Origin of the sequence: Pseudoalteromonas sp. MMG007 (genome assembly GCF_018100985.1) — a bacterium.
Lineage (GTDB): Bacteria > Pseudomonadota > Gammaproteobacteria > Enterobacterales > Alteromonadaceae > Pseudoalteromonas.
Genome location: NZ_JAGJEI010000009.1, coordinates 49,388 through 71,447, shown reverse-complemented (window position 1 = coordinate 71,447; position 22,060 = coordinate 49,388). Strand labels below are relative to the sequence as shown.

Annotated in this window: 24 protein-coding genes, 1 tRNA gene and 1 other RNA gene; 7 read left to right on the top strand and 19 right to left on the bottom strand. The window is 40.7% G+C overall.

Going from position 1 to position 22,060, the window contains the following annotated elements; all coding sequences use genetic code 11:
* The first annotated feature begins 33 nt into the window (after positions 1–33).
* Together J8L71_RS11975 and J8L71_RS11970 are read left to right on the top strand one after the other, a co-directional pair.
* Positions 34–480 carry a DNA polymerase III subunit chi gene (locus J8L71_RS11975; RefSeq protein WP_104643670.1) on the top strand — a complete coding sequence of 149 codons (447 nt, stop codon included), beginning with the start codon at positions 34–36 and terminating at the stop codon, positions 478–480.
* A 53-nt stretch (positions 481–533) separates the two neighbouring features.
* Positions 534–3,389 (top strand): valine--tRNA ligase, encoded by a 2,856-nt coding sequence (locus J8L71_RS11970; protein WP_211000725.1) that lies wholly within the window; start codon positions 534–536, stop codon positions 3,387–3,389.
* A 113-nt stretch (positions 3,390–3,502) separates the two neighbouring features.
* Here the strand turns inward: J8L71_RS11970 and J8L71_RS11965 are convergent, their stop codons facing one another.
* Positions 3,503–4,741 carry an outer membrane protein transport protein gene (locus tag J8L71_RS11965; RefSeq protein WP_211000724.1) on the bottom strand — a complete coding sequence of 413 codons (1,239 nt, stop codon included), beginning with the start codon at positions 4,739–4,741 and terminating at the stop codon, positions 3,503–3,505.
* A gap of 284 nt (positions 4,742–5,025) precedes the next feature.
* Here J8L71_RS11965 and J8L71_RS18545 point away from each other — a divergent pair, with 284 nt between their 5' ends.
* On the top strand, positions 5,026–5,349 hold the full coding sequence (locus J8L71_RS18545; RefSeq protein ID WP_348771797.1) for a hypothetical protein: 324 nt from the start codon (positions 5,026–5,028) through the stop codon (positions 5,347–5,349).
* Here J8L71_RS18545 and J8L71_RS11960 read toward each other — a convergent pair.
* Positions 5,309–6,523 carry an HD-GYP domain-containing protein gene (locus J8L71_RS11960; RefSeq protein ID WP_211000723.1) on the bottom strand — a complete coding sequence of 405 codons (1,215 nt, stop codon included), beginning with the start codon at positions 6,521–6,523 and terminating at the stop codon, positions 5,309–5,311. The genes J8L71_RS18545 and J8L71_RS11960 overlap by 41 nt on opposite strands.
* A 164-nt stretch (positions 6,524–6,687) precedes the next feature.
* Positions 6,688–6,762: transfer RNA gene (locus J8L71_RS11955), tRNA-Arg, on the bottom strand.
* 244 nt (positions 6,763–7,006) lie between these two features.
* Here J8L71_RS11955 and J8L71_RS11950 point away from each other — a divergent pair.
* A complete protein-coding gene (locus J8L71_RS11950; protein WP_211000722.1) occupies positions 7,007–7,189 on the top strand; it encodes a helix-turn-helix domain-containing protein in 183 nt (60 codons plus the stop codon).
* On the opposite strand, the gene J8L71_RS11945 is transcribed toward J8L71_RS11950, so the two are convergent.
* From J8L71_RS11945 to J8L71_RS11935, 3 genes are read right to left on the bottom strand one after another with little or no spacing between them, the layout of a single operon-like run.
* Positions 7,186–7,995 carry a phosphotransferase gene (locus J8L71_RS11945; RefSeq protein ID WP_211000721.1) on the bottom strand — a complete coding sequence of 270 codons (810 nt, stop codon included), beginning with the start codon at positions 7,993–7,995 and terminating at the stop codon, positions 7,186–7,188. The genes J8L71_RS11950 and J8L71_RS11945 overlap by 4 nt on opposite strands.
* A 3-nt stretch (positions 7,996–7,998) precedes the next feature.
* The gene (gene pnuC, locus J8L71_RS11940) at positions 7,999–8,616 is read right to left on the bottom strand and encodes a nicotinamide riboside transporter PnuC (RefSeq protein ID WP_211000720.1); all 618 of its coding nucleotides are present in this window, start codon (positions 8,614–8,616) and stop codon (positions 7,999–8,001) included.
* Positions 8,617–8,657: 41 nt separating this feature from the next.
* The gene (locus J8L71_RS11935; protein WP_004588464.1) at positions 8,658–8,909 is read right to left on the bottom strand and encodes a hypothetical protein; all 252 of its coding nucleotides are present in this window, start codon (positions 8,907–8,909) and stop codon (positions 8,658–8,660) included.
* 99 nt (positions 8,910–9,008) lie between these two features.
* On the opposite strand from J8L71_RS11935, the gene J8L71_RS11930 reads away from it, so the two are divergent.
* The gene (locus J8L71_RS11930; protein WP_004588463.1) at positions 9,009–9,248 is read left to right on the top strand and encodes a DUF2960 domain-containing protein; all 240 of its coding nucleotides are present in this window, start codon (positions 9,009–9,011) and stop codon (positions 9,246–9,248) included.
* A gap of 31 nt (positions 9,249–9,279) precedes the next feature.
* Here the strand turns inward: J8L71_RS11930 and alr are convergent, their stop codons facing one another.
* The 9 genes from alr to rpsF form a co-directional block, all read right to left on the bottom strand.
* A complete protein-coding gene (gene alr, locus J8L71_RS11925) occupies positions 9,280–10,359 on the bottom strand; it encodes an alanine racemase (RefSeq protein ID WP_211000719.1) in 1,080 nt (359 codons plus the stop codon).
* On the bottom strand, positions 10,359–11,738 hold the full coding sequence (gene dnaB, locus J8L71_RS11920; RefSeq protein ID WP_058548071.1) for a replicative DNA helicase: 1,380 nt from the start codon (positions 11,736–11,738) through the stop codon (positions 10,359–10,361). The genes alr and dnaB overlap by 1 nt, the downstream gene beginning before the upstream one ends.
* A 112-nt stretch (positions 11,739–11,850) precedes the next feature.
* Positions 11,851–12,789 carry a DUF4097 family beta strand repeat-containing protein gene (locus tag J8L71_RS11915; RefSeq protein WP_211000718.1) on the bottom strand — a complete coding sequence of 313 codons (939 nt, stop codon included), beginning with the start codon at positions 12,787–12,789 and terminating at the stop codon, positions 11,851–11,853.
* A gap of 9 nt (positions 12,790–12,798) precedes the next feature.
* Complete coding sequence (locus J8L71_RS11910; RefSeq protein WP_211000717.1) at positions 12,799–13,275, bottom strand: hypothetical protein; 477 nt, start codon at positions 13,273–13,275, stop codon at positions 12,799–12,801.
* Positions 13,268–13,816 (bottom strand): RNA polymerase sigma factor, encoded by a 549-nt coding sequence (locus J8L71_RS11905; protein ID WP_211000716.1) that lies wholly within the window; start codon positions 13,814–13,816, stop codon positions 13,268–13,270. Before J8L71_RS11905 ends, J8L71_RS11910 begins: the two co-directional genes overlap by 8 nt.
* A 186-nt stretch (positions 13,817–14,002) precedes the next feature.
* Complete coding sequence (rplI, locus tag J8L71_RS11900; RefSeq protein WP_058548074.1) at positions 14,003–14,455, bottom strand: 50S ribosomal protein L9; 453 nt, start codon at positions 14,453–14,455, stop codon at positions 14,003–14,005.
* A gap of 35 nt (positions 14,456–14,490) precedes the next feature.
* Positions 14,491–14,718 (bottom strand): 30S ribosomal protein S18, encoded by a 228-nt coding sequence (gene rpsR / locus J8L71_RS11895; protein ID WP_002962753.1) that lies wholly within the window; start codon positions 14,716–14,718, stop codon positions 14,491–14,493.
* A 12-nt stretch (positions 14,719–14,730) separates the two neighbouring features.
* The gene (gene priB / locus J8L71_RS11890) at positions 14,731–15,048 is read right to left on the bottom strand and encodes a primosomal replication protein N (protein ID WP_004588456.1); all 318 of its coding nucleotides are present in this window, start codon (positions 15,046–15,048) and stop codon (positions 14,731–14,733) included.
* Between the two features lie 43 nt (positions 15,049–15,091).
* Positions 15,092–15,433 carry a 30S ribosomal protein S6 gene (gene rpsF / locus J8L71_RS11885; RefSeq protein ID WP_004588455.1) on the bottom strand — a complete coding sequence of 114 codons (342 nt, stop codon included), beginning with the start codon at positions 15,431–15,433 and terminating at the stop codon, positions 15,092–15,094.
* A gap of 375 nt (positions 15,434–15,808) precedes the next feature.
* Between rpsF and J8L71_RS11880 the strand changes: the two genes are divergently transcribed.
* Positions 15,809–17,032, top strand: a complete 1,224-nt coding sequence (locus J8L71_RS11880; protein ID WP_211000715.1) for an alpha/beta hydrolase-fold protein — start codon at positions 15,809–15,811, stop codon at positions 17,030–17,032.
* A gap of 284 nt (positions 17,033–17,316) precedes the next feature.
* On the opposite strand, the gene J8L71_RS11875 is transcribed toward J8L71_RS11880, so the two are convergent.
* Genes J8L71_RS11875 through J8L71_RS11860 form a run of 4 tightly spaced genes read right to left on the bottom strand, consistent with a single transcriptional unit; the run spans position 17,317 to position 21,606 of the window.
* A complete protein-coding gene (locus J8L71_RS11875) occupies positions 17,317–18,483 on the bottom strand; it encodes an FAD-dependent monooxygenase (RefSeq protein WP_211000714.1) in 1,167 nt (388 codons plus the stop codon).
* Positions 18,480–19,667, bottom strand: coding sequence for a 2-octaprenyl-6-methoxyphenyl hydroxylase (ubiH, locus tag J8L71_RS11870; protein WP_211000713.1), 1,188 nt, complete (start codon positions 19,665–19,667; stop codon positions 18,480–18,482). The genes J8L71_RS11875 and ubiH overlap by 4 nt, the downstream gene beginning before the upstream one ends.
* 14 nt (positions 19,668–19,681) lie before the next feature.
* Positions 19,682–21,004: a Xaa-Pro aminopeptidase gene (gene pepP / locus J8L71_RS11865; protein ID WP_211000712.1), complete on the bottom strand. Its 1,323-nt coding sequence runs from the start codon at positions 21,002–21,004 to the stop codon at positions 19,682–19,684.
* 38 nt (positions 21,005–21,042) lie between these two features.
* Entirely contained in the window at positions 21,043–21,606 is a 564-nt protein-coding gene (locus J8L71_RS11860; RefSeq protein ID WP_149593990.1) for a UPF0149 family protein, read from the bottom strand.
* Positions 21,607–21,799: 193 nt separating this feature from the next.
* On the opposite strand from J8L71_RS11860, the gene ssrS reads away from it, so the two are divergent.
* Positions 21,800–21,982, top strand: a non-coding RNA gene (gene ssrS / locus J8L71_RS11855) — 6S RNA.
* The last annotated feature ends 78 nt before the right edge of the window (positions 21,983–22,060 follow it).

Here is a 22,060-nt window from a genome sequence, read left to right as displayed (position 1 = left end):
TATGCATTCAATGTCATGGGAAACCCCGATACAATGAACATGAACGCTAAATTTTTCGTTCTAAAGCAACAAGATGAGTCTAAAGCGAAGGCTGATGATCATTTTGCTTTGGCTGCACAAGTTGCGGCCGATCAGTATCGAAATGGGCAGCGTGTATTTATTTGTGTAAACGATAACGAAACTGCCTGTGCCATTGATGAAATAATTTGGGCATTCGACCCAGATAGTTTTGTGCCACATAACCTACAAGGTGAAGGCCCAAAAGGCGGCGCACCTGTAGAAATTGGCATTACGCCACCTGTTGGCAACCGTAAAGTTTTAATTAACTTGGCTACCCAGTTACCGGATTATATTCGTCGATTTAACCAAGTTTTTGATTTTGTCCCCGTAGAGCCCGCTGCTAAACAAGCAGCCCGTGAGCGTTTTAAAAAGCTACGCCAACTCGGTGCCAATCTCACCACGCAAGATATAAATAGTTAGCCACTCAGGCAAACTAACCAACTAATTTAAGTACTTATTTAAGGTTCTGTGTAATGGATAAAACCTACAATCCGCAAGATATCGAACAGTCGTTATATCAAGACTGGGAACAAAAAGGCTACTTTAAGCCATCTGGCCAAGGTGTACCGTATTCAATTATGATCCCGCCGCCAAATGTGACTGGTAGCTTGCACATGGGCCACGCCTTCCAAGATACAATAATGGATACCCTAACGCGTTTTAAACGTATGCAAGGTAACAACACATTATGGCAAGTAGGTACTGACCATGCAGGTATTGCAACGCAAATGTTGGTTGAGCGTAAACTACACGCAGAAGAAGGTAAAACTCGCCACGATTTAGGCCGTGAAGATTTTATTAATAAAATTTGGGAATGGAAAAACGAATCAGGCGGCACAATTACTAAGCAATTACGCCGTCTTGGCGCATCGGTTGATTGGGACCGTGAACGTTTTACTATGGACGATGGCCTATCTGAAGCGGTTAAAGAAGTATTCGTACGCCTTCACAAAGAAAACTTAATTTACCGTGGTAAACGCCTAGTAAACTGGGATCCAAAATTACACACCGCTATTTCAGACCTTGAAGTTGAAAACAAAGACAAACAAGGTCACATGTGGAACTTACGTTACCCATTAGCCGATGGCGTTAAAACACAAGACGGTAAAGACTATATTATTGTTGCTACAACTCGCCCAGAAACCATGTTGGGTGACTCTGGTGTTGCTGTAAACCCTGATGATGAGCGCTACACTGACTTAATCGGTAAAGACATTTTACTACCTATCGTTAATCGTCGTATTACTATTGTTGCAGATGAGCATGCCGATAAAGATAAAGGCACAGGTTGCGTAAAAATCACCCCTGCACACGACTTTAACGATAACGAAGTTGGCAAACGTCACAAGATGCCAATGATTAATATTTTCGACAAAGACGCTGCTATTTTAACGCAAGGTGAAACATACACCTTTGACGGTAAAGAACTTGAGTTTGATGCGCCAATTCCTGAGCGCTTACACGGCCTTGACCGTTTTGCAGCCCGTAAAGCGATTGTGGCTGAATTTGAAGAACTTGGCCTACTTGAAAAAATTGAAGATCACGACCTAACTGTTCCTTACGGCGACCGTTCTGGTGTGGTCATTGAGCCACTACTTACCGACCAATGGTATGTACGTGTTGCACCACTTGCTGAACCTGCAAAAGATGCAGTTAAAAACGGCGACATTCAATTTGTACCTAAGCAATACGAAAACATGTACTTCTCGTGGATGAACGATGTACAAGATTGGTGTATTTCACGCCAGCTTTGGTGGGGTCACCGTATTCCTGCTTGGTACGACAGCGAAGGCAACGTATTTGTTGGCCGCGACGAAGCAGAAGTTCGCCGTGAAAACAACATTGCAGATAGCGTAACACTTAGCCAAGACGAAGACGTACTTGATACCTGGTTCTCATCTGCACTTTGGACGTTCTCAACGCAAGGCTGGCCAGAAAACACCAATGATTTAAAAACCTTCCACCCGTCTGACGTATTGGTAACAGGTTTTGATATTATCTTTTTCTGGGTTGCACGCATGATCATGATGACGCTGCACTTTATAAAAGATGAAAATGGCAAACCACAAGTGCCATTTAAAACCGTGTATGTAACGGGCTTAATACGTGACGACAACGGCGATAAAATGTCGAAATCTAAAGGTAACGTACTTGACCCACTAGACATGATTGACGGCATCGAGCTTGAAGACTTAGTACAAAAGCGTACTGGTAACATGATGCAGCCAAAACTTGCTGCAAAAATAGAAAAAGATACCCGTAAAGTATTTGCAAATGGTATTGAAGCTCACGGTACCGATGCGCTTCGCTTTACCCTTGCAGCAATGGCCTCTACCGGCCGTGATATTAACTGGGACATGAACCGCCTTGAAGGTTACCGTAACTTCTGTAATAAACTATGGAACGCGAGCCGTTACGTATTAATGAACACAGAAGAGCAAGACTGTGGTTTTGCAAGCGACGCTGAAAAAGAGTACTCACTTGCTGATCGTTGGATCTTAGGCCAATTTGAATCAACTGTTAAAACCTACACTGAGCACCTTGATAACTACCGCTTTGATTTAGCCGCTAATACACTTTACGAATTCACATGGAACCAGTTCTGTGATTGGTACTTAGAGCTAACTAAGCCCGTATTATTCAAAGGCAGTGAAGCACAACAGCGCGGTACACGTAATACACTTATTACCGTGCTTGAAAGCTTACTGCGTTTAATGCACCCGATGATGCCATATATCACCGAAACTATTTGGCAACGTGTTGCACCACTTGCAGGCCTTGAAACAGCAGGTACTAGCATTATGGTCCAAGGCTTCCCTGTTTATAATGAAGCAAGCGTTGATGCTAAAGCGATGGACGACTTAGAGTGGGTTAAGCAATTCATTTTAGCAATTCGTGTTATCCGTGGTGAAATGGACATTAGCCCAAGCAAGCCGCTTAGCGTGCTACTTGCTAACGCATCAAGCGACGATGTACGCCGCATTGAAGAAAACAAATCATTTTTAGCATCACTTGCAAAAATTGAAGAGTTTACCATGCTTGAAAACAAAGACGAAGCACCTGCGTGTGCAACCTCTTATGTTGGCAACCTGGAAATTATGATCCCAATGGCGGGCTTAATTGATGTAGAAGCCGAGCTTGCACGTATTAACAAGCAACTAGAAAAAGCAGAAAAAGGCTTAGCACAAGTACAAAACAAACTCGCTAATGAAAAGTTTGTTAACAACGCACCAGAGGCTGTACTTGCTAAAGAAAACGCTAAATTAGCTGAGTTTACTGACGCTAAAACTAAACTGCTTGAGCAAAAAACTAAAATAGAAAGTTTATAAGCTTTCATAAAATGCCTATTAACACTATTTAATAGGCATTAAAAAAGCCGCTCACTTTAATTAAAGTGAGCGGCTTTTTTGTGCCCTGTGATTAACCACAAGGCATGTCTACATTAAAACTTGTAGTTGTACTGAGCGCCAAGTAATACTGCGTGGCCTTTAGACTCGAAGCCCCATTCGCTACCTGAGTCATCAGTTTCTTTAAAGTTTTGTGTTTTACCACGGATAATACTAACACCAAGATCAACGTTAGAATTTTTATCTATTGTGTAGTTACCACCAAAAGAGAACCAAAAACGGTCAGTATCTGGAATAGAGATTGATAAATGGTTTTTTGAAACTGGCGATTCATCAAATGCAACACCAGCACGAAGCAGTAAACTTTCATTTAGCTGGTAGTCTGTTCCGATTGAATAACGAAAAGAGTCAGAAAAATCTTCTGTTTTTTCAAAACTTTGCTCTGGCGGCAAACCTACTTCTGCTTCTAATTTGTCAAAACTACTCCAGCCTGTCCACAATACGCTGTAGTGTAAACCTAATTTTTCATCTAACTGGTGTGAACCAGAAAACTCGGCAATAGCTGGTAATGTAACATCAACAGACCCAGAACGCTCAGCAATACCGCGGGCAGTACTTGAATAAGTTCCCTCGAATGTAATATCAGTTTCTGTACGGTAATTAAAACCAAAGCGACTATTTTCATCTAATTGATACATCAAGCCAACGTTTAAGCCGTAGCCAGTATCATCACCTTCTAAGTCAACCACATTTGTTGAGAATGGGATCCCAGGATTAGCACCTACATTTCGTATTATCGTTGCATCCGCGTAAATGTAGTTTAAACCAATACCAAAGCTAAATTGCTCTGATACTTTGTATGCAACGCTTGCATTTAGGTTAACGGTAAAAATTTCTGTCTCACCAGCAATTTGACCTGCCGCGTAATCATCGTCGAACTCTGTAGATAAACCAAAGTTAGAAAACGCACCAAAACCAAGTGATACTTTATCGTTGTAAGGCATAGTAAAGTAAGCAGCTGGTACCACTGCACTTGGTGCAATGCTGTCGTCATCTAATGATGACTCATCAATACCTGTTGGCGCACTTTCACCTTCTAGGCTTACATCTGGAATTACGCCAATAGCAGCAACACTTAGCTGCTTGTCTTTAAATAAAGTCATTAATGCTGGGTTACGTGAAACTACAGACGCGTCGTCTGCGATAGATGCTTCACCAGCATATGCACGGCCTAAACCCGATGCATTTTGCTCTGCTAATTGAAACGCGGCTGCAAAAGTGTCAGCCGATACAAATGCAAGCGAGGCTGCGATAAGCGTTTTAGTAAATTTCATTGTTGAGTCCTTAACCAAACTTACTGTTTGGGTAGCTATGTGTGTTGTTATTAGGATTTTAAACTTGGCTACACTACCTTAATTTTTTGTAAAAAACTCTATGAATGCATCAAAAAATAGCAAAAAACACGTTTTTTAACGACATTTTAACAACTATTTAAAACTCATCGGACGAGAAATGTGCTATTAGAGCTAAAGCTCTAATTGTAATTAATTATCATTTAGATTGACTTGGAATATAGAGCAAATTACACTCTTTATAAAATCACTAAGGAAGTAACGCTGTGATCATTTCATTTATTATTGCAGGACTAATATTTTGTGGGGCAAGTGTATTTTGTTTCTATAAAGCAAACTATTGCGCATGCACACAAGCCGGACAATGTGATAACCCAGTAAATCATTATTGGTTAGGAGCGATGTTAAATGCATTGGTTTCTTTGGCTCTGTGTTGCATTGCGCTTCATGTAGAGCTAGGTACTTTAATATGGCTAACTTTAATGGGGAGTTGCTTCTTAGGAGCATTTATTTCGGCTAAGCAAAGTAAAAAAAGGCAATGCAGTAAAGCTAAGTTATCAAATGCTCTTTTAACAAGCGAGACAAATTAATCTGGTAGTCGAGTGGTTTTACACTCGCCAGTATTTTTATGTCATGAGTGTGATCACTTAAATCAATGTTTTTGGGCGTTATATGATGACTATGCTTAGCATTATAAAATAGCTTAACTTTAGGCTTTATAGGATTAAGCTTATTACCTTCAAGTACTAGCGCTAAACGATCGTTAGTTAACTTTACTATCGTCCCTACGGGGTGCACTCCTAAGCACTTAATAAAGTGCTGCACCAGCTCTGCATCAAACATATGTTTATTAGCTAACAAGTAACGTAGCGCATTAATTGGCTCATCACCATCTTGATGCGGCCTATCAGCGGTCATTGCATCATATACATCTACAATAGCCATAATACGCGCTGGACGGCTTATTTTATCACCTTGTATAGCCCGTGGGTAACCTGAGCCATCTAAACGCTCATGGTGATTTACTATCATATCTAGCATAAGCGGCGTTATGCCCTTTTCACCTTTAACTAAGCCAAGGCCCTGTGCTACATGTTTTTTAATAGCAATAAGCTCATTATTAGTCACTTTACTTGGTTTTGAAAAAATACCTTGAGGAAGCTTAGCTTGGCCTAAATCGTGAAGTAACGCGCCCATAGCCAACTCTTGCACTAAAGGCTCTTCATAACCAAGATACTTAGCAAAAACGGCGGTAAAAATGGCGCAATTGATCATGTGTCGCCAGTTATAACTGTGTTTATCTTTGATGCGAGTCAGGATAGACATTGCGTTTGCATTACGAAATACAGAGCTCACTATCTCACTAGCTATCTCATCAAGCACCTTAACATTCAAGCTAAGCCCAGAGGTTAAATCTCCATAGAGCGATTGTAGCTTGCGCCCTTGTTGATCGTAATTAACACTCGCTTTGGCAAATTCTTGTTCAAGTGTTATTGCTGTAGGTGTTTTATCGGCTTTTTGTTGACTATTAAACGTTTTAGGTTTGTTTTGCGGCTTATATTTGGCAGGAATAGCCGCATCGCCTTTAGTAAAATCAATAAGCAGCTCTAGTACACCTTCAGAGACTAAGCGCTGAATAATTGATTTGTTTCGCACCAAACCACTGGTCTTAATTTTAATGCTATTAATACCTTCGTGCTGTTTAGTTACGCTATCAACGTACATACCAGGGGTAAGTTCAGTTATTGGCAAAGTAATTAGCATAAAGGCAGGATTTTTTACAATTAGAGAATATGCACCTTAAATAGCATTAATTAAGCTTAAAAGTCTAGTCTTTTAGTCGCATGTAGTAATAAATAACTACAAAGGATTACTTATCAAAACGCTATCGGCAAGTAACGAAAATATCACAGAGAAGAAAGATCAAATGGCGCTCTCGGTAGGGATCGAACCTACAACTCAGCCTCCGGAGGGCCACGTGATATCCATTTCACCACGAGAGCACATTTGTGCCGCCACACCAACTCGCGATATCAGTGCTTTAGCATTCGCAATGATAAAGAGATCTTCAAATAAATACCAGTAACATCAGCTTATATGCTTATTAATTATGCTGTTTTAAATAAAACACTTCACAATTCCCTAAAAACACGCTATTTATTCATATTAGATAAAAATAAGTAACGCTTTAGCAACATTATACTATGGTTGTAGTGATACGAATTGATATATACGAAGGAAATAATTATGAGTCTAATGTCTACAGAGCAAACAGCCGAGTTTTTAGGTGTAAAAGTTGAGCGTGTAAAACGCCTTGCTCGAGAAAGTTTATTAATTGCTAAATCAGAAGATGAAGATGGTGAGCCACAATTTGATTCTGCAGAAGTTGCAAAATATAAAGAGCTAGCTGCACGCTTTGGTGGTCTTTAATGACACCTTAAACGCTCTAAAAGTTTAATTAGTTGCGCGCGTAACCCTGCAGATTTTGTATTTATGTCGCGCTGCTCATACCAACCAATGCATAGCACTAAAAAAAGTAAAATGTAGTAATCTAGCTTTTTGGTTGAAAAGTAAAACCCATTTCTTTTTTCTAAGCAGGCTTTATAACTGTTTAATAATACCTCCCTACTTTGCGCGTTTAAGTTAAAACTTACTGCCAGTGCCGCTAAATCAAAATAAACATCGTTGGTTTGAGCGTATTCAAAATCAATTAAATACATACCCGATGCATTCACAATAATATTGTCTTTTACTAAATCATTGTGACAAAAGCCTTCACTGTAAGGCATATGAGCAATGCTTTTTAAGGCCTGCTCTATTTGTAATAGGTGATGTTTATATATATCGCTTTGCTGATAGTAAAGCAGCTCTTGCGCGATATTCATAGCGGGCGTTTTTACAGGATAAGCATGCACTTTAGCAAGCTTGCTAATGAGGTTTTGCTGGGTATTATTTTGAGCAATATCGCCTTCTATATAATTAAAAGCCGCGTAGTTATTTTTTTTATCTGTCCATATTGGTTTTGGACAAATAAATTGCTTACTGAGTGCTTGCTGCGCTTGTAAGCCAATTGTTGGCCACTGCGTTTTATAACATTTTAATAAATAGGCACTTTGCTGAGTGCGAATTAAAAAATTATCGTTACTAAAGCCATTAAGTAGTTGCTCGGTTGAAACAATGCTTAAAGGCTCTATAAACGCACTACAAACTTTTACTAACTTAGTATGCTCAATCATTAATTAAAGCTGTGCTAATGGCTTAGCTTGGCTCTGCTCGTATTCTTCGTACCAGGTTTTAAAACCCCACGCAGCCATAATGGTATAAAAAATAAAGAGCGCTAGCGTGGGGTAATAACCTTTTTCGTAATATAAATACATAGACGCAGCATCTATGACTATCCAATACAACCAGTTTTCGAGTACCTTTTTAGCAACTAAGTAAGTGGTCACTACAGCAAAACACGTTGTGAAACTGTCTAAATAGGCAAAATCAGCGTGGGTATAATTTTGCATTACGTAACCAATAATAATGGCTGAAGCACTTGTAGCAGCTATAATTACAGCGTGACGCTCCATCGACCACGATGCAATACTTAAACTATTTTTTTTGCCTTTACGCCATACAGTCCAGCCAAATACAGCCATATACATGTAATAAAAATTAAGCAAGGATTCCATAAGTAGTGCGCCGTTCCAATACATTATGGTGTAAATAAGCGTACTTAAAAATGCGGCAGGCCAGCACCATAAGCTTTCTTTTATTGCTAGTAATAAATAAGCAATAGACAACACTACCGCAATATATTCCCAGTGCGACATTGCAGTAAAACCACTTAAGGTTTGTGTTAAAAAGTCCATATGATGCGGTTACCGTTTTTAATACAAATTAAAAGGAGCAATTACTCTGGCGATAAATCGCCAGATAAAAACTTACAAACAAAAATAGCCTTACCAAACTCTTCGTACGAGCGTTTAATTTCGGTATTGAGCACTTGCATAACTAAATCGTAATCGCCAAAAATTTGTGTAGACAGCGTATTAGTGATTACTTTTAAATTGTCGTATTCGTTTAAGCGATCAATAAAGCCTTTAATAAACGGGATGTAATCTTGATGAAGCGGGTATTTACTGATCTCTACTGATAATTTCATTTTAAACTCTACTTTTAATTATTTGATTTCAACAAATCGTTCAATGCCAGTTCAAATCAGTGTAAAATTACACTAACACTCAATTTAGCTGAGCTTATTATGGCACGCAGAATAACCTATACATTTAAAAACCAACCGCGCGAAATTAACTTCGCAAAAGACAAATATCACGATATGTATCAAGCTATTGCGGCTGCCGAAGGTATCGATTTAACAAACTACTTAAATATGGTGCGCCAAATAGAAATGACCTCTAAAGGGTCATCAGCAGTACGTAATTTTCGCGACCAAGAATTTGCCCGTATGGGCTTTAGCGATATTTACTTTATTAAAGAGTAATTATACTAACTGGTATGCGCTAAAAAACTAACTATGGCTGATACTCATAACTTACGCGCGGTGTGATATTACACAATAACTCGTAAGGGATAGTATCGGCGCATTGTGCTATTTCTTCAACAGGAAGCTCTGGCCCCCACATTGTAACGCTATCGCCTACTTTTACATTGTGCTCATTTAAGCCAATATCGATACTGATCATATCCATAGACACACTACCCACTATACCGTAGCGCTGCCCTGCAATCATTACTGGCGTGCCTTCTTTGGCGTGGCGCGGATAACCATCGCCATACCCCATTGCTACAACAGCAAGTTTGGTTGGCTTGTCACTTTGCCAGCGACCACCATACCCAACAGCCTCGTGCGCAGCTATATTACGTACTGCAATGACTTTAGTTGTTAAATGCATAACGGGTTTAAGCTGATGCTGCTGCCCAACTTTATTAGCCATTGGCGATACACCATAAAGCATAAGTCCAGGGCGCACCCAATCACCATGCCCTTTAGGCCAAGCAATAATTCCCGCCGAATTTGATAAGCAATGCGCTTGGTTAATACCATTTACTAAATTATCAAATAACGTAATTTGTTGAACCGTTTTTGTATTATCAACATCATCAGCACACGAAAAATGAGTCATTAAATTAATCGTATTTTTTGCATTCGCTGTTTTTTGCAGGCGACTATAAAATTCTTCAAACTGCTCAGGCGCTATTCCTAAACGATGCATACCGGTATTTACTTTTAGCCAGCATGTTATTGGTGCATCAAGCTTAGCATTTTCAAGTGCCGCCAATTGGTTTTCATCATGAATAATGGTTTGAAAATTATTCGCGAGCAAAATAGGCAAATCGGCTTTATTAAAAAAGCCCTCCAGCAGCACTATTGGCTTGGTTAACCCGCCTGCACGAAGCGCTAAGGCTTCATCAATGCGGGCTACAGCAAATGCATCAGCGCCATTTAAGTGCTGGGCAATAGTTACTAAACCATGCCCATATGCATTAGCTTTTAATACCGCCATAATTTTACTATTAGGTGCAAAACGCTTCACTTGCGCTAAGTTATGCGCAAGTGCCGCTAAATTTATTTCAGCTGTGGCTAGTCGCATTAATATTCGTCATCTACTGCTGGCCCCGCGTAATTATCAAAGCGAGAAAATTGACCTTGGAATGTTAAGCGTACTTTACCAATTGGACCGTTACGCTGTTTACCTATGATGATTTCGGCGATGCCTTTTTCAGTGCTGTCTTCGTTGTACACCTCATCACGGTATATAAACATGATTAAATCGGCATCTTGCTCTATTGAACCTGATTCACGTAAATCTGAGTTAATTGGGCGTTTATCAGCACGTTGCTCAAGCGTACGGTTTAGCTGCGAAAGCGCAACAACCGGACATTTAAGCTCTTTTGCAAGTGACTTAAGAGAGCGCGAGATTTCTGCAATTTCAAGTGTTCGGTTATCCGATAAGCTAGGTACACGCATTAATTGTAAGTAATCGACCATGATCATACTAATACCACCATGATCTCGCGCTATACGCCTTGCACGTGAGCGTACATCGGTAGGTGTTAACCCTGATGCATCATCAACATACATTTTGCCTTTTTCCATCAACAAGCCCATAGTTGATGAAAGTCGTGCCCAGTCGTCATCATCTAGCTGGCCGGTACGTACTTTAGTTTGGTTAATACGACCAAGTGATGCGAGCATCCTCATCATAATTTGCTCTGAGGGCATCTCTAATGAGTAAATAAGCACTGGCTTGTCTTGAGTCATAGCTGCGTGCTCTGCAAGGTTCATCGCAAATGTGGTTTTACCCATCGACGGACGTGCCGCAACAATTATTAAATCTGAAGGTTGTAAGCCTGTGGTCATTTTATCAAGGTCAGCATAACCTGTACTCACACCGGTAACACCATCTTGTGGTGACTGATAAAGCTCTTCTATTTTATCAACGGTTTTTTCGAGTATGTTATGTATGCTTTGCGGACCTTCAGTGCTTTTTGAGCGCTGCTCGGCAATTTTAAATACTTTACTCTCGGCAAAATCTAATAAGTCGTGGCTGGTGCGCCCTTCGGTATTAAAGCCTGCTTCGGCTATCTCGTTTGCAACACCTATCATTTCACGGACAACAGCACGTTCGCGTACTATGTTTGCGTAAGCATCGATATTGGCAGCACTTGGGGTGTTTTTAGCTATTTCAGCTAAGTAAGCAAAACCACCAATACCAGCAAGTTGATTATTTTTTTCTAGGCTTTCAGAAATTGTAATTAAATCTATCGGATCGCCAATTTCAGCAAGCGCCGTCATCGCCTCAAAAATTAACTTGTGCGTGCGGGTATAAAAGTCCTGCGATACAACAAGCTCTGCTACGCGGTCAAAAGCTTGATTATCAAGCATTAAGCCACCTAAAACAGATTGTTCAGCTTCTATTGAATGGGGAGGAACTTTAAGGGTATCGACTTGCTTATCTGGTTTGGCCATAACTTCACAGTACTAAAATTGAATGGCTCTATTCTATCGACTTGGCGGGGCTGTGCAAATAGCAAAGCAGGAAATCTTTTCCTGCTTTTTGTAATCATACACGCTAAATAGGCTATTTAGTGCGAAGCGCTATACGCCCGCTTATCGTATCCATTTCAACGTTTGCATTGCCACCATTTGCACTAAACTCTAAATCGCTTGAAGGGCCGTATTTAGCTTTGCTTACTTTATCGCGGGTTACTTTATTAATAATTTTACCATTAGCATGGGCTTTAATTTCAAATTTAGCTGATACACTTTGCGGGAAATAAAACTCACCATCGCCACTAACCGACTCGAAACGCACATCACCACCTTTTAGCAGCTCTTTAATGTGTACTTCGGCTTCACCATTTACGGTATTGATACGTAAATTTTTAATGCTCGATAATGTAAAATCAATATCGCCGTTGACGTTTTCTAATCGTATATCACTTGCTGTTGAGCTTGATTTGATATCACCATTTACGGCACTAAAACGCAGCTCGCCACTTGATTGACTATCGTTAATTTCACCGTTTACGGTTTCAAATTGAATATTACCGTTTAAATCCTCTGCGTTTACATCACCATTTACCGTGGAGAGCTTAATATTTCCAGTAATATCATCGACGGTAATTTCACCGTTAACTACATCGACTTCAGCACCATTTTTAAGAGCTTTAGCTACCACCGACACATTAACACCCGCAAATTCTAAACGACTGCTTTTTGGCATAAATACAGTTAAGTTAGAGCCACCACCATTGTTTCCCCAGCCCAAATTGCTTGGCATTTTTACTATAAACTCGGTTTTATCGCCTGTTGTTTTTAGCTCAAAGCCTTGTGCTTTATCATCAAGCTCACCAGATACTTTAAACTCATTTTTATCCCAACCAGTTATCTGTACATCGCCACGCTGGTTTTCAATAAAAATAGTGCCACCGCTTGGTACGTCTATTTGCTTATCTATTTTATCACCCGCTAATACACTTAGTGGTAATAGGCTTAATCCGAGTAAAATTGCTTTCATGTTATTCCCCTATATTTGCTGCCAACGCGGTGCATGCACCTTGTTTATTAAATCGAGTTGCTGCTGATAAACTTGCGCCAGCATAGTCAGTAACGCTTGGTTTTGAGGCTCGTTTTCAAGCGCTTGTTTAATTGCTTGCTCCGCTTCTTCCAGTTCTTGTAGTTGTGCCTGCCAGTTATTGGTAAGTGCATCTTGGTTTTTATACTGCACTAATAAACTTTGCTTTTGCGCTTTAAAATAATCGCTCATAACCATTACTTGGCTAGGCTCGTTATTGTTTATAAGCATATTTACAGCAAGCAATGCGGCCACACTACAAGCAGCAATAGCCGTTAATTTTGGCCACAATGATTTATTATTTGCACTTGGCTTTGCCGTCACTATGGCGTGCTCGACTCCCGCCCAAAGCGGTTTATTAGGTGCTATGTCTTTATTTAAGTTATTTAAAGACTCGTTTAAGTAGTCATCAAAATTTTGTTTACTCATACTCGTACCACTCTTGTAATAACTGCCTTGCGCGATGATATTGCGATTTACTAGACCCTACAGCCATGCCTAATTGCTTAGCTATTTCTTCGTGGCGGTAGCCTTCAATAGCATATAAAACAAACACCATGCGGGCACGCTCTGGTAAGCGAACAATTAATTTATCTAACCCGTTTAAACCTTTACAACTTTTTGCGTTTTGCTCATCCATGCCGCTTTGTTCAATACTTACTACTTTGTTTAACCAGCTTTTGTGCTTGCGTACATAACTAATCGCCACGTTACTTGCCACACTGTATAACCAAGTAGAAAACTGAGAACGCCCGTCAAACTGCGCTATTTTGTGCCACACCAGCACAAACACCTCTTGGGCAGCATCTTCAGCGTGCGCTTCATCGGCCAATAAGCGCAAACATAAACCGTAAACACGTTTTATGTGCAGCTCATATAACGCTTTGTATGCGCTTTGATCACCCGATTTAACTCGCTCAATTAATGCAGCTTCGCACATGGGCGCATTTTCGGGTTTAACGTGTAACATCCGTGATATCGCCTTTTAGTTATTTTTATGCTTTTAGTTTATTGATTAGTAAGACGCAAAGACAGACAAAAAAGGTTTAAAAAAATAATAAAAATATTTATTTGGGGTGATTTAGAAAGCATTTAGAGGAATTTTAGACACAAAAAAGCCGCGCTAAAAGCACGGCTTTTTGGGCTTAATTAAAAATTAAGCTTCAGCAATAACGATTACTTTAATAGTAGCTGTTACGTCTGAGTGTACTGCGATTGCAACGTCAAATTCGCCAGTCTCACGGATAGTACCTAGAGGTAAACGAACTTCTGATTTAGCAACTTCAACACCAACAGCTGAGATAGCGTCAGCGATGTCACGAGTACCGATTGAACCGAATAACTTACCTTCGTCACCAGCTTTAGATACTAAAGTAACTTCAGCTAATGCTTCTAGTTTGTCAGCGCGTGCTTGTGCAGCAACTAACTGTTCAGCGATTTTCGCTTCAAGTTCTGCGCGACGTGCGTCAAAAGTTTCAATGTTAGCTTTAGTCGCAGGAACTGCCTTACCTTGCGGGAAAAGGAAGTTACGTGCGAAACCAGATTTAACTACAACCTGTTCACCTAGGCTACCTAGGTTAGCGATCTTATCTAGTAGAATAACTTGCATGTTTCTACACCTTTTAAAAACTGTTAATCCGCTGCTTACTTATGTAAGTCAGTGTATGGAAGAAGGGCTAAGTAGCGAGCACGCTTAATAGCAGTTGCTAGCTGGCGCTGGTATTTAGCGCTAGTACCTGTAATACGGCTAGGTACGATTTTGCCACTTTCTGTAACATAGTTTCTAAGAGTAGCTAGATCTTTGTAATCGATTTGTTGTACGCCTTCCGCTTTAAAGCGGCAGAACTTACGACGTCTGAAATAACGTGCCATGAGATTAATTCCTCAAATAATTCTTTCTATATGCTGAGCATGCAAAACCAATTGGCTAAGGCCGTTACGACCTTCGTGGCGATTTAAAAAACCACTCACTTGCAATGCCTGCCCAACGTGCAAATGTTGAGTCTGTTGTTGCATTTGCTTACCACTGGCAACAACCTGAAGCCTAACGTAACTATTACGGTTAAGATCTGCCTCGGTTTGCATCGATTTATGTTCTACAACAAAAATACAATGCGGTATGCCTGCAGGGCTTTGGCTAAACTTGGGTGTTTTACAAACAACCCCCGATATAACCAGCTGATTCATATATGGGCTAACCATTACACTAACTGCTGACTACGTGCCATGCTAGGACTCAAAACAATTAAGCAGCTGGTGCTTCTTTCTTCTCTTCTCTTGCAAGAGGAGACGCTTCAGTTACTGCATTTTTAGTACGCATAACTAAGTTACGAAGCACTGCATCGTTGTAGCGGAAAGTAGTTTCTAGCTCGCTGATTACTTCAGTAGGTGCTTCAACGTTCATAAGAACATAATGAGCTTTATGAAGCTTGTTGATTGGGTAAGCCAGTTGACGACGGCCCCAGTCTTCAAGACGGTGAATAGTACCACCAGCTTCAGTGATAGAACCAGTATAACGTTCGATCATACCAGATACTTGCTCACTCTGATCAGGGTGAACCATGAATACGATTTCGTAATGACGCATGGATATTCCTTACGGTTAATAGAGCCTTCTACCGTTTCGGCCGGTCGGTTTAAGGCAAGGAATTAATAGTTTAAAAGCCGAAATGAGCGCGCATTTTACGCTTAGATTGATAATTAAGCAAGCAGGTTTTTTTAAGCTTTAATAGATAAGTTTATAGAGGAAAATATTACCAGCTGCGCTAGTCGCGCCTAAAAGCGGTGCACCCACCGAAAAAGTCAGTGCAAAGTGCAATAGCCTTTAAAAATACCAAATCTTTTCGCATAAAAACGTAGGGTTTTATTAAGTAAGCCTTAAACCTGCCCCTAAAATATAAACATTTACTCAAACCTAAAGGCGTGCAATTATTAAGCAACACATTATTAAATAAGGATATTTATGAAGCTCTTACTATCGCTTGTATTAGCACTTACTTTTAGTACACCTTTTTTAAGCCACGCAGACACCTCTACAACCGACATAACCGTTGGTAAAAAAGTTATTCTACAATCAAAAATACTTAACGAAGACAGGCCTATCAGAATTTTTATACCTGACACTGTAAAAGACGATCAGCCGCTTTATGTTATTTATTTACTTGATGGTGTTGAGCACTTTCATACAGCCTCTGGTGTAGTTAAATCCCTTGTTGATTACGAGCAAATACCTAATGCAATGCTTGTTGGTGTTGATACAACCTACCGCGTGCGTGACTACTTACCTAAAGTAGAAGGTGAGCCAAAAACTGAATTTCAAACCTTTGTAAAAAATAAATGGCCCGATGCTGGGCAAACCGACAATTTTTTAAAGTTTGTGTCTAACGAACTTATGCCCTACATAAATAGCAATTACTCAACTAACGGCTACAACACCTTAATTGGTCACTCTAATGCAGGTACATTAGCGCTTTATACTTTAGTTAATCAGCCTGAGTTATTTAACAACTACATAGCTATAAGCCCAAATAGTTGGTGGAGTGATGAAGAGTTAAAAAATAATATTATTAAATACGCTAAAAACCCTAAAGGCGCTCAAGAGTTATTTATTAGTGTAGCAAGTGAAGGCGCACGTTTTTATACCGGCGTATTAAATACGTTAGTAAATTTAGAACAACAAATGCCTACGCAGCTAAAATGGGAGTATAAGCATTACCCTACTTTTTCTCATATGGGCACCATACTACCAGCACTTAGCGATAGCCTAATTACCTTATTTAGTGACCTAATATTCAAAGTGACTGACGAACACGGAAAATTTGCTGATGTATCGCTTATTACTGGTTACTACCAAGCATTGAGTGATAAGTACGGTTTTGAGCTTAAAATTCCACAAGACGTTTATGTAGAATTTGCCCATAGCCAGCAAAAATTTGGTAACACTAAAAAAGCGATAACTACGCTAAAACGCTTTACTCGCGATTACCCTAATGCCGCTTACTCCCACATGCGATTGTCACAAGGCTACACGGCTGACAAACAATTTAAAGAGGCCGTCACTAGTATGAAACACGCACTGAAGCTTGCTAAACAAAACTCGCGAGATCCCATGTTAATTGATGCACTCAAAGATATGGTGAATGAAGCACTCAAAGATATGGTGAATGAAGCACAAGAGAATTTGTAGCTGATTTAACGCAAAGCATTTTAACTAACGATAATTACGAGCTCCGCTCGTCGCACCAGCAAGCTAAACGCCTACAGGTAAAATTAAGCGCAGTGTTAAACTTTGCATGTAGACGCCGAGCTTGCTCGCGTGAAAAGCGCAGCTTTTAATCTATTTAAAGCCGCTTAAAAACAAAAAACCGATGTTTAAACTAAACATCGGTTTTTCTCTGACTGAAAGCTGAAAGCTAAAAACTGACTACTTTACTTTCTCGTTAGGTTTCGCTTCGCTCTTGCCAACCTACGTTATTTGCCTATCGCTTCTTTAGCAAACAGGTGTTTTATTGGGCCTAGATTATCAACGAGTGTTAGCCCGACTCCACGTATAAGTTTTTTAACCGGGTTTGTACCTTCAAATAACTCTTTGAGTCCTTGCATCATGGCTATGTGCTTTTGCGCGTCGAGCTTGCGGGTGCGCTCGTAATCGCGAAGTGTACGGGTACTTGCAAATTCTTTACTATCCCGTGTTAAAAGCTCAATTAAATAAGCGGCGTCTTTTAGGCCTAAGTTCATACCCAGTCCTGCAAGCGGGTGAATGGTATGAGCCGCATCGCCCATTAAGAGCACTTTGCCGTTAACCCATTGCTGGGCGTAGCGCATTTTAAGTGGAAATGCTGCGCGTTTACTTTGCACTTCACACAGGGCGCATTGGCCATCTATGGCAGCCATTACCGCTTTGTTAAAAGCAGTGTCATCCATTGCTAGCAACTCATCACAGTGGTTAGGACTGGTAGACCATACAATAGAGTGGGTGTTGTCATCGCTTAAGGGTAAAAATGCCAGTGGCCCTGTTGGTAAAAACACTTGGCGCGCGGTGCTTGCATGTGGCTCTTTAGTTTTAACCGTAGCAACTAGCGCGTGGTGGTCGTAATCTTTAAAGCTGAGCGCCATATTAAATTGTTTGCGTATAGCTGAGTTTGCGCCATCGGCCGCCACTAGCAACTTAGCAATAATAGGTTCGCCGCTTTTAAGGGTTATAAATACGTCGGACTCACTTTGGTGTATTTGTTGATACTCGGTATCAAACATCAGTGTGGCACTTGGTTGTTGCGCTAGCTCTTTTATAAGCGCAAAACGAATAATGTCGTTTTCTACTATATGGCCTAAGTGTTCAAGCTCAAGTTGCTCATTATTAAAGGCTATTTTACCAAAGCTGTCGGCGTCGCGTACGTCCATATGCGTATAGGCACACGCTCGCTCTGCTATTATATGTGGCCACACGTTTAGTTGCTCAAACAAAGTTTGGCTTGCTATGCTCAACGCACTTACGCGCAAAGCATATTCATCGCTTGGGGGCGCTTGTTTTGGCGCGGCATCTAACACTACAACACTAATATTGGCTTTTGCCAGCCCTAAAGCGAGAGTTAAGCCTACGCAGCCACCACCCACTATACAAACCTGTGCTTGCTTCATAAATGCCTACCTTGTTTAACTTGCCCCATTAGCTGCTTGGCCAAGGGTGCTTTTAATGCGGGAAATAAATCCATTGAGAAAAGCCCAATGCTGCGCCCAAGCGCCAATACCCGTGACGAGTTTGAAAAAAGCCTAACCAGTGCATCGGTTAATGTCATTACGGTGTTTATATCGTTACTGCGCTTTTGTGAATACTCACGGGTAAACGCATAGCTGCCTAATTCGTTTTTACTTGTTGCAATTAAATCACTCAGTACTTGTACATCACGCAGGCCTAAATTAAAGCCCTGCCCTGCAATAGGGTGAATAGCATGCGCAGCATTACCAATTACTACTGTACGATGCGCCGTTAATGATTCTGCTTGCCCATAAACCAGCGGGTAGCTTGTGCGTGTGCCCACTTTTGTAAATTGCCCTGCTCGGTAACCAAATGCACGTTGTAGCGCATTTAAAAAGTCGCTTTCATTTAAGGTTGTATGCTGCTCAACTTGCTGCTTTGTCATACACCACACTAATGAGTAACGGTTATTGCTCATTGGTAAAAGCGCCATAGGGCCGTACTCGGTAAACCGCTCGTAGGCATGATTATAATGCCCACCTGCAACTTCAACATTGGCAATAATAGCGCCTTGCTCATAGGGCTGAGTATTAAAGCGTAAACCAAGTAATTTGCGGGTTGGAGAGTGTGCACCATCGGCAATAACAAGCAGCTTAGTGTTTAATTGCTCGCCGCTTTGTAGGGTAATTTCGTTATTGTTTAGGCTTTGCTTAATAGTGCTTACGCTGTCGGGGCAATAAAGTGAAATGCTCGCCTGTGTTAATCGCTGATAGAGTGCTCGGCCAAATGGGTTTACTTCAACTACATAACCTAATGAGGGCTTAGAAAATTCGTCGCAATTAATATGTGCTTTACCAAAGTGACCACGATCCGACACGCTTACTTTTTTTATTGCAGCAGTATACGATGCGGTTTTATCGAACAAATTTAAGCGCTGTAAATACTCAACCGATTGCTGAGCAAGCGCTATGCTTCTGTCATCAAAGCTTGGGTGGTAATCGCCCGTTACTTGATTTGCTTCTACTACCGCAATAGTGAGTGAAGGGTTTGTTTTAGCAATACTTAGCGCGCAACTAGCTCCAGCAAGCCCGCCCCCAATAACTACAACATCAAACTGCTTAGCCACTTTAATCTCCAAGCTTATGCGCTTTTAGCGCTTTGCATAAGTGCTTCAATATCGTTTATGGTTTTAGGTACGCTTTGAGTTAAGTTTTCGTGCCCCGACTCGGTGACAAGTAAGTTATCTTCAATACGAATACCTATACCTTTGTATTGCTGCGGTGCGTTTGAATCTTCGCTTATATAAAGCCCTGGCTCTATAGTGAGTACCATACCCGGCTCAAATGCACGCTCAACGTTGTTTACTTTGTAATCGCCAACATCGTGAACATCTAAACCAAGCCAATGCCCAAGCCCGTGCATGTAGTATTCTTTGCAGGCCCCTGTTGCCATTAGCTCGTCAAAGTCGCCGGTTAAAATACCGAGTTCGATTAAACCTTGGGTCATTACTTCCATTGCACGTTTATTAGCGTGCGACATAAACCCGCCGGGTTTAACCTCTTCAAAAGCCACTTCTTGTGCTTTAAGTACAATGCTATAAAGCGCGGCTTGCGGCTCGCTAAATTGCCCATTTACAGGGAAGGTACGCGTAATATCTGCAGCGTAGCCTTGTAGCTCACAGCCAGAGTCAATTAATACTAGGTCGCCCGCTTTTAACACATCGCTATTTTGCGTGTAGTGCAAAATATTAGCGTTATCGCCACTGCCAACAATGGTGCCGTAAGCTTGGTGCGGCGCACCGTTCATTGCATAATGATGATGCAGCTCTGCTTCTAGCTGAAACTCAGTAGCACCGGGGTGCGAATAGCGCATTGCTCGCATGTGCCCACGAGCACTTATTTCACAGCCTTCACGCATAATGTTTACTTCGCTTGGCGATTTAAACAAACGCATTTCATGAATCAGGCCACGTATTTCTTTTAAAGTACCCGGTGCTTTGAGGCCTTTTCGCGCACCACTTCTAAGCGTACCTAATAAAGAAAACACTTTGGTATCAAATGAAGGATAAGCGCCTTGTGCAAAATAAATTGCATCTTTTTCATTGAGCATAGTTACTAGCTTATCGTTTAACTCACTTAGTGGGTAAGTTTCATCAAACAAGTAGTCGCTTTTAGCTTTATCAAAACCTATTCTGCGGCCATGCCAAATTTCGGCTAGTTTATCCTTATCAAGGCAAAAGAGCGTACTAGGTATATCGCTATTATTACTAAGCACTAAAACAGCATCGGGTTCATTAAAACCGGTTAAGTAAAAAAAGTCGCTATCTTGTCTAAAAGCATATTCAGTGTCGCGGCTGCGGGTTACTTCACTGGCGGCAGGAATAATTGCCACACTGTTTGCATCCATTTGTGCAAGTAAGCGCTCGCGACGTGCTTTAAATTCTGACTTATCTATTTCAACCATTATTTACCAACCCGTTTTGCTGTTTTAAAAGTGAATGTTTAATGCAGAGTTTTTTTAGTTGTTTGTGCTTTTTGCTCTTTACCTAACTCTGCAAAGCAAAGCAGTGCCGACACACGCACGTACTCAATCACTTCATGAAGCGCATTACTGTCTTCTTCGGTTTCTTCAAAGGTGGTATCTAGACGAGTGATCTCGCTAAAATCACTAATAACCTCTTTAACATCTGCCGATAGCTTACCGTAATCTTTTTGCTTTAAACCAAAGCCAAGCATAAAGCCTGCAACCCATGATACGAGGCCATTTGCCTGATCGATGAGTGTTTCGTCGTCACTTGGTAAAAATAAATCAAACGCAAAGGCTTCATCGTTAAAGCTTGCAACTACTTGTTTATAAATAGTGCCAAAAAATTGCTTTAAATCGTTACTAAACGATTCACCATCGTTAAATACGTCGCTTAATAAGCCTAAGTATTCTTTATCGTCAATACTCAACCCACATGCTAATAAGCCACTAATAACGCCGTGGGCTTCTGCAGGTGATACAAAAATTTCATTTTTTTCTAAAAGCAGCTGGGCTTTTTCGTAATCTGGTAAATCGCTCATGTTTATATCTTCACTTTGCTAGTTAAACCAATGCTACCACTCGATAAAAAGCAACTCCAATTAATTGTATGATCAAGCTCAAAAACCATGCGATAAAGTAAATGATGAGTTAAAGCTGTGGGAAAACTAAGCGAACGGTTTAATTTTTTACGTTTAGGGTTTAAGGATTGGATTATGTCTTATATACTTAAATTGTTCCCTGGGGTACCGGAGCTTGGTTAAGTCCCTGAGCCGATAAATTTTATACCAGGATTTTTGTTCGTCTACTATTGTGCAAGCTCGGCATGTACCGAGAAGCCTACGGTAGACCGCAGATTTCCGCCCTGAAACCTTCTGGTTTCAGGACTGAAACCGGGTACCGTATCTTGGGGAACACCTTCTTATTTTTATACTCCCTCTTATTACTTATTCATTTTTTTTGCTACACCTTCATACATTATTTTTATAATTTTTG

What these genes read in the sequence shown, in the direction of transcription:
- J8L71_RS11975 (WP_104643670.1), top strand. Translation starts at nt 34, where the DNA reads ATGAACATGAACGCTAAATTTTTCGTTCTAAAGCAACAAGATGAGTCT.
- J8L71_RS11970 (WP_211000725.1), top strand. Translation starts at nt 534, where the DNA reads ATGGATAAAACCTACAATCCGCAAGATATCGAACAGTCGTTATATCAA.
- J8L71_RS11965 (WP_211000724.1), bottom strand. Translation starts at nt 4,741, where the DNA reads ATGAAATTTACTAAAACGCTTATCGCAGCCTCGCTTGCATTTGTATCG.
- J8L71_RS11960 (WP_211000723.1), bottom strand. Translation starts at nt 6,523, where the DNA reads ATGCTAATTACTTTGCCAATAACTGAACTTACCCCTGGTATGTACGTT.
- J8L71_RS11950 (WP_211000722.1), top strand. Translation starts at nt 7,007, where the DNA reads ATGAGTCTAATGTCTACAGAGCAAACAGCCGAGTTTTTAGGTGTAAAA.
- J8L71_RS11945 (WP_211000721.1), bottom strand. Translation starts at nt 7,995, where the DNA reads ATGATTGAGCATACTAAGTTAGTAAAAGTTTGTAGTGCGTTTATAGAG.
- pnuC (WP_211000720.1), bottom strand. Translation starts at nt 8,616, where the DNA reads ATGGACTTTTTAACACAAACCTTAAGTGGTTTTACTGCAATGTCGCAC.
- J8L71_RS11935 (WP_004588464.1), bottom strand. Translation starts at nt 8,909, where the DNA reads ATGAAATTATCAGTAGAGATCAGTAAATACCCGCTTCATCAAGATTAC.
- J8L71_RS11930 (WP_004588463.1), top strand. Translation starts at nt 9,009, where the DNA reads ATGGCACGCAGAATAACCTATACATTTAAAAACCAACCGCGCGAAATT.
- alr (WP_211000719.1), bottom strand. Translation starts at nt 10,359, where the DNA reads ATGCGACTAGCCACAGCTGAAATAAATTTAGCGGCACTTGCGCATAAC.
- dnaB (WP_058548071.1), bottom strand. Translation starts at nt 11,738, where the DNA reads ATGGCCAAACCAGATAAGCAAGTCGATACCCTTAAAGTTCCTCCCCAT.
- J8L71_RS11915 (WP_211000718.1), bottom strand. Translation starts at nt 12,789, where the DNA reads ATGAAAGCAATTTTACTCGGATTAAGCCTATTACCACTAAGTGTATTA.
- J8L71_RS11910 (WP_211000717.1), bottom strand. Translation starts at nt 13,275, where the DNA reads ATGAGTAAACAAAATTTTGATGACTACTTAAACGAGTCTTTAAATAAC.
- J8L71_RS11905 (WP_211000716.1), bottom strand. Translation starts at nt 13,816, where the DNA reads ATGTTACACGTTAAACCCGAAAATGCGCCCATGTGCGAAGCTGCATTA.
- rplI (WP_058548074.1), bottom strand. Translation starts at nt 14,455, where the DNA reads ATGCAAGTTATTCTACTAGATAAGATCGCTAACCTAGGTAGCCTAGGT.
- rpsR (WP_002962753.1), bottom strand. Translation starts at nt 14,718, where the DNA reads ATGGCACGTTATTTCAGACGTCGTAAGTTCTGCCGCTTTAAAGCGGAA.
- priB (WP_004588456.1), bottom strand. Translation starts at nt 15,048, where the DNA reads ATGGTTAGCCCATATATGAATCAGCTGGTTATATCGGGGGTTGTTTGT.
- rpsF (WP_004588455.1), bottom strand. Translation starts at nt 15,433, where the DNA reads ATGCGTCATTACGAAATCGTATTCATGGTTCACCCTGATCAGAGTGAG.
- J8L71_RS11880 (WP_211000715.1), top strand. Translation starts at nt 15,809, where the DNA reads ATGAAGCTCTTACTATCGCTTGTATTAGCACTTACTTTTAGTACACCT.
- J8L71_RS11875 (WP_211000714.1), bottom strand. Translation starts at nt 18,483, where the DNA reads ATGAAGCAAGCACAGGTTTGTATAGTGGGTGGTGGCTGCGTAGGCTTA.
- pepP (WP_211000712.1), bottom strand. Translation starts at nt 21,004, where the DNA reads ATGGTTGAAATAGATAAGTCAGAATTTAAAGCACGTCGCGAGCGCTTA.
- J8L71_RS11860 (WP_149593990.1), bottom strand. Translation starts at nt 21,606, where the DNA reads ATGAGCGATTTACCAGATTACGAAAAAGCCCAGCTGCTTTTAGAAAAA.